Below are 11,035 nucleotides of genomic sequence, written 5' to 3' on the forward strand. Positions count from 1 at the left end.
AGATGCGAACCCGGAATCCATTCATCCATGTACTCGCGGTGCCATGGATTCCGGGCTCACGCTCCGCGTTGCCCCGGAATGACGCCATTCGGGTGCCAACGCCGCCCCCTGCGACCAACGTGAACCTCCTCTTTTGCCCGAGAACGGTCTATTTTGGCCGCCAAAACGCAAGCAGTGGAGTGGATTTGACATTCGCTACACATCGGGCCGCGGACTCGCAAAGCGAATGTCAAATCCGAAACTCCACTGCAAAACATGGTTTTCTGGTGGTCCTTCGATTCTAACATTCGCAAAAGTGGCTACTGAGACGGGATGCGAATGTTAGAATCGGACCACCAGCGGAGGACGTTCCGATGAATCTCGCCGATCTCAACAAAGTCGCCGTTGCCATGGTCGCGCCGGGCAAGGGCATCCTCGCGGCCGACGAATCGTCCGGCACCATCAAGAAGCGCTTTGACGCCATCAAGGTGGAATCGACCGCGGACAGCCGCCGCGACTACCGCGAGATGCTGTTCCGCGCGCAGGAGGCGATGAGCAAATACATCTCCGGCGTCATCCTCTATGACGAGACCATCTGGCAAGATGCGAAGGACGGCACGCCGCTCGTCAAACTGATCGAGCAGGCGGGGAGCATTCCAGGCATCAAGGTCGATGAAGGAACGCAAGCGTTGCCGAATTGCCCCGGCGAACTCGTCACCGTCGGTCTCGACAAGCTCGCCGAACGGCTGAAGAAATATTACGAGCGCGGCGCGCGCTTTGCGAAATGGCGCGCCGTGATCGACATCGGCCAGAAGATCCCCTCGATGACCGCGATCCGCGTCAACGCGCATGCGCTGGCGCGCTATGCTGCGTTGTGCCAGGCGGCACAGATCGTTCCGATCGTCGAGCCGGAAGTGCTGATGGACGGCGACCACGACATCGACCGCTGCTACGAGGTCACAAGCCGCGTCCTCAACAAGACCTTCCAGGAATTGCGCGTGCAGCGCGTCGCGCTCGAAGGCATGATCCTCAAGCCCAACATGGCGATATCGGGGAAGAAGTCGGCCAGGCAGGCGTCCGTGCAGGAAGTCGCCGAAAAGACCATCCGCCTGCTCAAATCCTGCGTGCCCGCGGCCGTGCCCGGCATCGCGTTCTTGTCCGGCGGCCAGTCCGATGAAGAAGCGACCGCGCATCTCAATGCCATGAATGCGATCGGCAACCTGCCCTGGCGCCTCACCTTCTCCTATGGCCGCGCGCTGCAGGCGGCGCCACAGAAGGCTTGGTCCGGAAAAGCCGAAAACGTCGCGGCCGGCCAGCGTGCCTTCAGCCACCGCGCGCATATGAACGGGCTCGCCTCTGCCGGCAAATGGACGGCCGACCTCGAAAAGAAGGCGGCGTAACATTGAAGCCTGTCCCGCCACGGCCGCTCGTGCGGCTTTATCTCGCAACGCCTGAGATCGACGATCCGCAGCCGATCGCGAAACTGCTTCCATCCTTATTGACGGAAGCCGATGTCGCGGCCGTCCTGCTGCGGCTGAAACCATCGGACCCGCGCACGCTCATTTCGCACATCAAGGCGCTGGCGCCGATCGTCCAGGACAAGGGCGCTGCGTTGTTGCTCGAAGGGCACGCCGATCTGGTCGCGCGCGGCGGCGCCGATGGTGCCCATCTTTCCGGCCTCGCCGCGCTGGAGGAGGCGCTGCCCTCGCTGAAACCCGATCGCATCGCCGGCATTGGCGGCCTCGCAACGCGCCATGACGCGATGACCGCGGGTGAACTCGGCGCAGATTATGTCTTGTTCGGCGAGCCGAACGAGACCGGGCAGCGTCCCTCGAGCGAAGCGATTGCCGAGCGGTTGCAATGGTGGGACGAGGTATTCGAAGTGCCGTCGGTCGGCTTCGCCGGCGCGCTGGAGGAGGTCGGCGCGTTCGCCGCGGCAGGCGCCGATTTCATTCTGGCCGGCGATTTCGTCTGGACCGCCCCCGAGGGCCCGGCTGCGGCCTTGCGCGCCGCCGGCGATGCGATCCGCAAGGCCCGTGCCGCAAGGCCAGCGAAAGCCGAGGCGCCGCAGGGCTAAAGCAGCACCATGAGAATCTTCCGCCCTCTTCTGATCCTTGGCACCGTGATGCTGGCAACGGTGGCGCTCGCCCAGGTCCCGCCTTCCCCGCCTGCGGCTACGCCGGCAACACCCGCCACACCGCCGCCGGCAAAGCCCGCCACCGCAGCCCAGCCCAAAATCAGGCCGACGGCGAAGAAGCCGGCAACGCCCGCGTCGCCCAACGCGACCGCGGCGTCGGTCGAGGCGCCCGACGATCCCAACGCCGATCTCGTCTACGGCGCCTATCAGCGCGGCCTCTACAAGACCTCGTTCGATCTGGCCACCAAGCGGGTGCAGGAGAAGGACGATCCGAAGGCGATGACCATGCTCGGCGAGCTCTACGCCAACGGCTTTGGCGTCAAGCGCGACGATGCCAAGGCGGTCGAATGGTACAAGCGCGCGGCCGATGCCGGCGATCGGGAGGCGATGTTCGAACTCGCGATGCTGCGGCTGGCCGGCCGCGGCGGACCGGTCAATCGCGAAGAAGCGGCGAAGATGCTCGCCTCCTCCGCCAAGCTCGGCAATCCGAAGGCAACCTACAATCTGGCGCTGCTTTATCTCGGCGGCGACGTGCTGCCGCAGGACGTGCGGCGCGCCGCGGAATTGATGCGCGTGGCGGCGGACGCCGGCAATGCGGAGGCGCAATACGCGCTCGCAACCTTCTACAAGGAAGGCACCGGCGTGCCGAAGGATGTGGAGAAAGCGGCGCGGCTGCTGCAGGCAGCGGCACTGGCGGGCATTGTCGACGCCGAAGTCGAATATGCGATCGCGCTGTTCAACGGCACCGGCACCCCCAAGAACGAGGCCACCGCGATCACGTTATTGCGAAAGGCGGCCCGGCAGAACAATCCGATCGCGCAAAACCGCCTGGCGCGCGTGCTCGCCAGCGGCCAAGGCGTCGCGATGGACAAGGTCGAGGCGCTGAAATGGCACACCATCGCCAAGACGGCCGGAAAAGGCGATCCCGACCTCGACCAGGCCCTCGCCAGCATGAGCGCCGAGGACAAGGACAAGGCGTCCGCCGCTGTGCGCAAGTGGTTCGGCACCAAATGAGCTTGACGGCTCCCGCGCTAACGGGCACGCACACTCGTCTTCACCTCTCCCCTGTGGGGAGAGGTCGGCGCTAGCGCCGGGTGAGGGGTCTCGAACCTCACCGACACCGTAACCCCTCACCCCGCCCTGTCCCGATGGGAGAGGGAGCGCGCCGTTTTCGTGGAAACAACGAAGATCATGCTGCAATCAGCCCTCCTCAATGTCATGGTCAAGGCGGCGCGCCGCGCCGGCCGCAGCCTTAAGCGCGACCTCGGCGAAATCGAAAATCTTCAAGTGTCGCTGAAGGGACCGGCCAATTTCGTCAGCCTGGCCGACAAGCGCGCCGAGGAGATGCTGTACACCGATCTCTCCAAGGCACGGCCCGGCTATGGCTTCATCGGCGAGGAAGGGGGCATGCGCGAAGGCGCCGACAAGACTCACACCTGGATCGTCGATCCACTCGACGGCACCACGAATTTCCTGCACGGCATTCCGCAATTTGCGATCTCGATCGCGCTCCAGCGCGAGGACACTGTGATCGCCGGCGTGATCTATAATCCGGCCAATGACGAGCTCTATACCGCCGAGCGCGGCAAGGGCGCGTTTCTGAACGATCAGCGTCTGCGGGTTGCGGGGCGGCGCAAGCTCAACGAATGCGTCATCGCCTGCGGACTGCCGCATATCGGCCGCGGCGACCACGAGCTGTCGCGCCGGGAAATGACCGAAATCCAGAACCGCGTCGCGGGACTGCGCCGGTTCGGCGCGGCCTCGCTGGACCTTGCCTTTGTCGCCGCCGGACGCCTCGACGGCTACTGGGAGCGCAACCTGCAGCCCTGGGATATCGCGGCCGGCCAGATCCTGGTGCGCGAAGCCGGCGGCGTCGTCTCCGGCATCGCCGGCAATGACGACCCGCTGATCACCCGCAGCGTGATCTGCGGCAACGAGTTTGTGCACGGCGAGCTTGTGAAGATCTTGAAGCCGCTGGGGACTTGATCCCGCGGACGTGCAAATAACCGACCCTCAGCTCTTTCGCGTGCGGTGCGGCGAAGCCAGCAAACCTGCGGCATGGAACCAACAGTCGCGGACAATCGTTGCCCCGCGACAAAAGGAGTGTTGAAGGCGGTGGCATGTGTCTCTACTAATGCGGACCTAGCCCTCGATCGTCGGCCCCAACATCAGGCAACAGGCTCATGCGCGCCGTGATTCTCGTGCTGTTCGTTCTGGGAATCGCGGGATGCGCAAACTCCGCGAGGGCGGGCTTGAGCGAAACCCCTCGCCAAGTCTCGGCGCCCGCCGACGATACGGCGCCGACCGCGTCGACTGACGAAGCCAGCCAGCAGAGCGAAGACCAGATCCACCTGACCAGGACGAAGCGCCGCGACGTGCAGCGCCGCCTCACCAGGCTTGGCTTCGATACCAAGTCGTCCGGAAAATTCGATGATCAGACCCGAGATGCGATTTCGCGCTGGCAGGAGAGCCACGGCTTTCCCAAGACCGGTTTTCTCAACCAGGCCCAGCATCAGGCGCTGCTGAACGAAAGCGCCGATGTGGCGGAAGACAGCAAGCCCGACCGTGCCGAGCGTCATCACGGCCGCCGTCATGCTCGCGGCGGCGGCATTGGCGGCCCGATCGGGGCGATCGGCCACGTGGTGGGCGGCCTGTTCGGCCGCTAGTTCGGACCACCAAGCGTACGGTGGAATTCGCATCGCGCCGATCTTCGAAAATCGCAAAGCATCCCTGGGCAACGTCGTGAGGCGACGCGCCGCAATGCAGCATGCCGAACTGCCCCGCTTGGATGTGGGTGGTAGATTCTTGCGTGGTCTGTAGAACGGACCAGCAAGTTGAGACCGTCCGCCAATGCTGCAATCGCCTTCCATTTCGATCGAGACCAGGACCTCCTGGACCGTTGCTTCGGCCGCCTTGTTCGTACTGGCAATGTCGTTTGGGGCTGCCTGGATCACGGCCGTCGCGCTCAAGGACATCGCAAGCGAGGTCGGCGGCTCGCGTTCGATTCCGGCGCTCGCCTCCTCGCTGGCCTGGCTCGGCTCCGGCTTCGGCGGCATCGTGATGTCTCAGATCGCCGGGCGCATCGGCACACGCTGGACGGTGATCTTCGGCTCGCTGATGATCGGACTTGGCCTCTCCATCTCGACCTTCGGGCCGCCCTGGCCGCTATGGATCGGCCACGGACTGTTCATCGGCATGATCGGAATCGGCGGCATCAATGCACCGCTCTATGTCTATGTCAGCCGCTGGTTCGACCGCCGCCGCGGCTCGGCGCTGGCGCTGATTTCGAGCGGCACCTATCTGGCGGGCACGATCTGGCCGCCGATCTTCGAGGGCGCGATCGCCAAGTTCGGCTGGCGACATTCGATGCTGCTCTACGCCGTCGCCGAGATGCTCGTCGTGGTGCCGGTTGCGGCGCTCTATTTCCGTGCACCCCCGGACACGCATCATCCTCTCGCATCGGCGGCAGAAGGCGCGGCATGCGCGCGCGTGCTCGGCTGGCCGCCGAATGTCGTGTTCGCGATGATCTGCTGCGCGGCCGTCCTGTGTTGCATCCCGATGTCGATGCCGCAGGGACACCTCGTCGCGTTCTGCAGCGATCTGGGCATCAGCCGCTCGGTAGGGGCCTTGATGCTCTCGGTGCTGCTCGGGACGGCATTCCTGAGCCGGCAGGTCTGGGGCGCGATCTCCGACCGCATCGGCGGCTTGACCACCGTGCTGATCGGATCGGTCTGGCAGGCGGTCGCGATGACGGCCTTCCTGCTGACGCAGAACGAGGCCGGCCTTTTCGCCGTGACGGCGGCGTTCGGCCTCGGCTTTTCCGGCATCATCCCGGCCTATGTGCTCTCGGCGCGCGAACTGTTCCCGCCGTCACAGGCCTCCTGGCGAATTCCGACCCTGTTGCTGTTCTCGGGCGGCGGCATGGGCGCCGGGAGCTGGATCGCCGGCCTGCTCTACGATCATTTTGGATACTATGCGCCGGCCTTCGCCGCCGGTATCGGCTCCAATCTTCTCAATCTTCTCTTGATCTGCATTTTGGTGGGACGCCAGCGGCTCCGCCCCGTCCATGCCTGACCGCGAGCAAGTTCCCGGCCGCTGGAAGCGTTCCTGCGCCTTTGCGAGGCCTCAAGAATCATCTAGTTGTTCATGCCGTGATCGAGCCGAATGAGTCATCGGGAGCGTCAGGCAGCCTCTCGAAATTTCTGCCGTATCGCCTCGCCTTCCCCTGTCAAATCGCCTGACTTTACTCTTGGCCGCAGGAGACATGTGATGGCTGACGTGCGACGCAAACTGGCTTTCGTGCTTGCTTCGTCCAACCACGGGACGATGATCGTCAACCGGCTCGACTATCGAATGGTCGGCCCCGACAGCGGCATCGGCGTCGGCTTTCAGATCCTCGAATCAGGCTCATTCGATCCGACCGAGGTCAAACTGGCGGTCGAACTTCTGGCGGCGCGGCGCCGCCACCATGGCAATGGCGTGCTGGCGCTCGACTGCGGGGCCAATATCGGCGTGCACACCATCGAATGGGCGATCGCGATGACCGGCTGGGGATCGGTGTTTGCGATCGAGGCGCAGGAGCGGATTTACTACGCGCTCGCCGGCAATATCGCGATCAACAACTGCTTCAATGCGATGGCGCTGCATGCGGCGATCTCCTCCGAATCCGGCGTCATGACCATCCCCAATCCGAACTACATGATGCCCGCGAGCTTCGGCAGTCTCGAGCTGCGCCAGCGCGCCAACAACGAGTTCATCGGCCAACCGATCAACTACACGGAAAACACCGCCGAGGTCCGCAAGGTGGCGCTCGACGAGTTCAACCTGCCGCGGGTCGACTTCATCAAGCTGGACGTCGAAGGCATGGAGATGGAAGCGCTGGAAGGCGCCGAGAAAACCATCAAGAGCACGCGTCCGATTCTTCTGGTCGAAAAGATCAAGAGCAACAGCGAGCAACTGCACCGCTGGTTCAGCGATCGCGGCTATGTCCTGCGGGAAGTCGGCATCAACATCCTTGCGATTCACTCCGAAGACAAGACCTTGAGCGAACTAGCCCCGGTCAAGAAGGCCTCGTGAACCGGCGAGGATTTCTGTCGGCGGCAAACGAGCAGCAAAAGCTGACCATGCGTCCAGCCGATCTTCGTCTCAGGGCGGCAAGGCCGTCCTCCCTGCCCTGCAAGATTTGCGGCGCGCCGTCGGCGCTCTACGGCGTGACCGACTTCAGCCGGCCCTGCGATATCGGCGCCCCCATGCCGCCTGTTTCGGGCTTGCCGGTCTATTATCGCCGCTGCGAGACCTGCGGCTTTCTGTTCACCGACGCGTTCGACGACTGGGACATCGGCGAATTCAAGACCCACATCTACAACGACGACTACGTGAAGTACGATCCCGATTACCTGGAGGCGCGCCCAAGCGGCAATGCCAGTTGGGTGGCCCAGTTCTGGTCCGAGCACAAGTCGGGCATGCGGGTGCTCGATTACGGCGGCGGCAACGACGTGCTGTGCAGCTCTTTGCGCGCCAGCGGATTCAAGGAGGCGGTGACCTACGATCCGATGGTGGCGGAACATGCGCTGCAGCCGAGCGGCAAGTTCGATCTGGTGACGTGTTTTGAGACCATGGAACATTTGCCAGATCCGATCGCCGGAATTGGCAAGATGGTCGAATTCGTCGCCGATCCGGGCGCGGTGCTGTATACGACGCTGGTCCAGCCGGACGACCTGCCCAAGACCGGAATGTCCTGGTGGTATATCGGACCGCGCAACGGGCACGTCTCAATCTTCACCAGACAGGCGCTCGCCGCGGCCTGGGGAAAGTACGGCTTCAAAACCGCATCCTTCAGCGAGCTGCTCCATATTGCGTTTCGCACGCTCCCCGAGAACTGGCGAATGAAGGTGCAATGAACCGGCCTGCTACCCTGCCGCGCGTTGCCTTAACTCGCCTTCATGAGGTAGTGGCTGACGCCCCATTCGTTGCCGTCTGAAAAGCCGAACAGCCCCGCGGTCGCCAGAAAAAACCAACGCCAGCGCCGCATCCACAGTTCGGTGTCCGCGCCATAGACGCCGCGCAAGACCGTTTCGATCTCGCCCCCGTGCGCATCGAAATTGGCCAGCCAGTCCATCGCCGTGCGTTGATAATGCTCGCCGCTCCAGCGCCACTCCTGCTCCACCTCGAACAAGTCGGCATATTGCCGGATCAAGAGATGGCTCGGCATGATGCCGCCGGTGAAAAAATGCTGCGCGATCCAGTCCGTGCTGTCGTTCCGGTCGAACAGATAGGCCCCGGCGCGATGGGTAAAGATGTGCATGAAGAAGCGGCCTTGCGGCGCCAGCCATGACCGCACCCGGCTCAGTAGCTCGCGCCAGTTCATCATGTGCTCGAACATTTCGACCGACACAATACGGTCGAACTGTCGTCCGGGATCGAAATGATTCATGTCGGCGGTGACCACCGAGAGATTGGTCAATCCGCCCGCCGCGCCCTCGCCCTGGATATACATCCTTTGTGAATGTGAGTTTGAAACCGCGACTATTTTCGAATTCGGAAATTGCTGCGCCATCCATAACGACAGCGAACCCCAGCCGCAGCCGAGTTCGAGGATCGATTGTCCGTCGGCGAGGCCTGCGTGATCGCCGGTCTGCCGCAGCGCCTCTTCTTCCGCTTCCCGCAAGGTCGAGCCGGGCGTGCGATAGAAGCATGAGGAATATTTGCGGTTCGGTCCGAGCACATGGCCGAAGAAGGCGGCCGGCACTTCGTAGTGCTGCGCATTGGCGGCTGCCGTGTGTTCGGCGATGGCGCGATCCGCCATTTCGCGCGCAAATCGCGCGTCGGCTACCGGATCGCCTTTGGCCAGCCGCGCCGCCGTGCGCGCGCAAAGTTGTCGGATCGCCGCGCGGATCACGAAATCGGGCAACGGCACCCGCTCGGCAAGCCCGATCACCCCCGACGTCAAGCTCACGTTGGTTCTCCCTTGGAAGCGCGTACGCGCGGCGGCAACGGGAAGAAGACGCTGGTGCGTGCCTGATAGTCACGGTAGCGCGTCCCGCGCGAGCGCAGCATCTGCGCCTCCAGCGGGGGGACACCGGTGACATGGACCAGGATCCAGTACATGAAGGCGGGCGCCAAAAGACTGGCCCAGCCGATGGGGTGATCAGGCGAGATCGCGATCACGGGATAGGCCAGCCAACCCAACCATTGAAAGAAATAGTTCGGATGTCGTGACCAGCGCCACAATCCGGCATCGCAGACTTGCCCTTGATGGTCCGGATCTTGGCGGAATTGCTTGAGCTGGCCGTCGGCCAGCGCCTCGCCGCAAATGCCGACGGCCAGAATCATGGCGCCGAGATAATCCTGCAAGCGAAGCCCGGGGTGCGGAAACTGCGCGGCGACAAAGATCGCAAACACCAGCGGGATCGACCCCAGCGCCTGCTGTTGCAGAAACATGAACATGCGGCGCGGCGCCGCAGTTCCCCATTCACGCGCGAACGCCGCGTAGCGCGGATCGTCCGATATGTGGGACGTCCGTACGGCAATGTGCGCGCCGAGCCGCAACGACCATACCGTCACCAGCGCAGTAACCAGCCATTGCCGCGCGTTCGGTGCAGTCCCTTCGAGCGGCCACAGCGCGCCGCACGCCCCGACCAGGCCGACCGAGAACGTCCAGATGGTGTCGACCCAGCCGGAATTGCCGGTCCGCTGTTGCACGGCCCAGGCGCCCGCCATCAGGATCGATAGCGCGAGCGCGATCCAAACCAGCGCCGCAAGGTATGATGAAGCCATCCGAAATCCGCACTTAACCGCATGAGCTTTCAGGTCTTTGCGGAGCTACGGACAAGATGACGCCAAGTTTCACACGAAAGTTCCCGCCCGCAATCCCGATCCGCTACCTCCAGCCTTCCCTCCCGAGCCCGCTGTGCCATAGTGGGCAATTGAAAAAAGCCGCTTGCAACGGGTGACCCCGGAAATGCCGACCTCCTCCCGCTCCACCATGGAGCTCGAATTCACGAAGCTTGCACCGCCGCGGATCTTTTTGGTGCGGATGCTGGTGTTTCTGGTGCTGTGCGCCCTGATCGCGGTCGTGCTCTACAAGCAGATCGTCACCGCGTTCTTCGCCAATCCCGGGCTGAACGCGCTGATTGGCCTCGTCCTGTTCATTGGCATCGTGCTGTCGTTCCGTCAGGTGGTGCGGCTTTATCCGGAAGTGGCCTGGGTCAACAATTTCCGCATCGCCGATCCCGGCCTCGCGCTCGCGCGCCATCCGACGCTGCTGGCGCCCATGGCCGCCATCCTCGGCGGCGAGCGAAGCGGGCGGATCACGATCTCGCAGCAGACGATGCGCCATCTGCTCGATTCCATCGCCACCCGCCTCGACGAGGCCCGCGACATCTCCCGCTATATGACCGGCCTTTTGGTGTTCCTCGGCCTGCTCGGCACGTTCTGGGGCCTGATCGAGACCGTAGGCTCGGTCGGCCACGTCATCGACGGCCTGAAGGTCGGCGGCGACGCCGGCGCCCTGTTCGATACCTTGAAGGAAGGCCTCGCCGCGCCGCTCGGCGGCATGGGCATCTCGTTTTCGTCCTCGCTGTTCGGCCTCGCCGGCTCGCTGATCCTTGGCTTTCTCGACCTGCAATCGAGCGGGGCGCAAAACCGCTTCTACACCGACCTCGAAGACTGGCTGGCCACGACCGTGCGCAACTACGCGTCTTCAGGCGAAGGCGGAGCGAGCGGCGACCTTGAAGCCGCGATCGACCGCCTGCGCGTCGCGCTCGAAGAAGGCGGCGGCGGCAAGGCCACGACCACGGCGATGGCCAACCTCGCCGAGGCGATCCAGGGCCTCGTCACCCACATGCGCACCGAGCAGCAAATGATCCGCGAATGGGCCGACGGCCAGGGCGAGCAAAACCGCGAGATCAAGCGGTTGCT

Annotated in this window: 11 protein-coding genes; 9 read left to right on the forward strand and 2 right to left on the reverse strand. The window is 63.7% G+C overall.

Annotation, left to right across the window (positions count from 1 at the left end; translation table 11 throughout):
- Nucleotides 1-353: 353 nt before the first annotated feature.
- From VFL62_RS14900 to VFL62_RS14935, 8 genes are all read left to right on the forward strand, one after another.
- On the forward strand, nt 354-1,379 hold the full coding sequence (locus VFL62_RS14900) for a class I fructose-bisphosphate aldolase (RefSeq protein WP_325173145.1): 1,026 nt from the start codon (nt 354-356) through the stop codon (nt 1,377-1,379).
- A gap of 2 nt (nt 1,380-1,381) precedes the next feature.
- Entirely contained in the window at nt 1,382-2,056 is a 675-nt protein-coding gene (locus VFL62_RS14905) for a thiamine phosphate synthase (RefSeq protein ID WP_414644724.1), read from the forward strand.
- 9 nt (nt 2,057-2,065) lie between these two features.
- The gene (locus VFL62_RS14910) at nt 2,066-3,130 is read left to right on the forward strand and encodes a tetratricopeptide repeat protein (protein ID WP_325173147.1); all 1,065 of its coding nucleotides are present in this window, start codon (nt 2,066-2,068) and stop codon (nt 3,128-3,130) included.
- A 177-nt stretch (nt 3,131-3,307) separates the two neighbouring features.
- Nucleotides 3,308-4,102 carry an inositol monophosphatase family protein gene (locus VFL62_RS14915; RefSeq protein ID WP_325173148.1) on the forward strand — a complete coding sequence of 265 codons (795 nt, stop codon included), beginning with the start codon at nt 3,308-3,310 and terminating at the stop codon, nt 4,100-4,102.
- A gap of 266 nt (nt 4,103-4,368) precedes the next feature.
- Complete coding sequence (locus VFL62_RS14920) at nt 4,369-4,782, forward strand: peptidoglycan-binding domain-containing protein (RefSeq protein ID WP_325173149.1); 414 nt, start codon at nt 4,369-4,371, stop codon at nt 4,780-4,782.
- A 184-nt stretch (nt 4,783-4,966) separates the two neighbouring features.
- Entirely contained in the window at nt 4,967-6,190 is a 1,224-nt protein-coding gene (locus VFL62_RS14925; protein WP_325173150.1) for an MFS transporter, read from the forward strand.
- Nucleotides 6,191-6,385: 195 nt separating this feature from the next.
- Complete coding sequence (locus VFL62_RS14930) at nt 6,386-7,192, forward strand: FkbM family methyltransferase (protein ID WP_325173151.1); 807 nt, start codon at nt 6,386-6,388, stop codon at nt 7,190-7,192.
- Nucleotides 7,189-8,016: a class I SAM-dependent methyltransferase gene (locus VFL62_RS14935; protein ID WP_325173152.1), complete on the forward strand. Its 828-nt coding sequence runs from the start codon at nt 7,189-7,191 to the stop codon at nt 8,014-8,016. Before VFL62_RS14930 ends, VFL62_RS14935 begins: the two co-directional genes overlap by 4 nt.
- A gap of 29 nt (nt 8,017-8,045) precedes the next feature.
- Here VFL62_RS14935 and VFL62_RS14940 read toward each other — a convergent pair whose 3' ends face one another.
- Both VFL62_RS14940 and VFL62_RS14945 read right to left on the reverse strand, forming a co-directional pair.
- On the reverse strand, nt 8,046-9,071 hold the full coding sequence (locus VFL62_RS14940) for a cyclopropane-fatty-acyl-phospholipid synthase family protein (RefSeq protein WP_325173153.1): 1,026 nt from the start codon (nt 9,069-9,071) through the stop codon (nt 8,046-8,048).
- Complete coding sequence (locus tag VFL62_RS14945; protein ID WP_325173154.1) at nt 9,068-9,892, reverse strand: DUF1295 domain-containing protein; 825 nt, start codon at nt 9,890-9,892, stop codon at nt 9,068-9,070. Before VFL62_RS14945 ends, VFL62_RS14940 begins: the two co-directional genes overlap by 4 nt.
- Nucleotides 9,893-10,076: 184 nt before the next feature.
- Here VFL62_RS14945 and VFL62_RS14950 point away from each other — a divergent pair.
- The coding region (locus VFL62_RS14950; protein WP_325173155.1) for a flagellar motor protein MotA at nt 10,077-11,035 on the forward strand (959 nt) is incomplete at its 3' end.

Source organism: Bradyrhizobium sp. (assembly GCF_035701725.1).
Taxonomy (GTDB): Bacteria; Pseudomonadota; Alphaproteobacteria; order Rhizobiales; family Xanthobacteraceae; genus Bradyrhizobium.

What these genes read in the sequence shown, in the direction of transcription:
- VFL62_RS14930 (WP_325173151.1), top strand. Translation starts at nt 6,386, where the DNA reads ATGGCTGACGTGCGACGCAAACTGGCTTTCGTGCTTGCTTCGTCCAAC.
- VFL62_RS14925 (WP_325173150.1), top strand. Translation starts at nt 4,967, where the DNA reads ATGCTGCAATCGCCTTCCATTTCGATCGAGACCAGGACCTCCTGGACC.
- VFL62_RS14915 (WP_325173148.1), top strand. Translation starts at nt 3,308, where the DNA reads ATGCTGCAATCAGCCCTCCTCAATGTCATGGTCAAGGCGGCGCGCCGC.
- VFL62_RS14900 (WP_325173145.1), top strand. Translation starts at nt 354, where the DNA reads ATGAATCTCGCCGATCTCAACAAAGTCGCCGTTGCCATGGTCGCGCCG.
- VFL62_RS14910 (WP_325173147.1), top strand. Translation starts at nt 2,066, where the DNA reads ATGAGAATCTTCCGCCCTCTTCTGATCCTTGGCACCGTGATGCTGGCA.
- VFL62_RS14945 (WP_325173154.1), bottom strand. Translation starts at nt 9,892, where the DNA reads ATGGCTTCATCATACCTTGCGGCGCTGGTTTGGATCGCGCTCGCGCTA.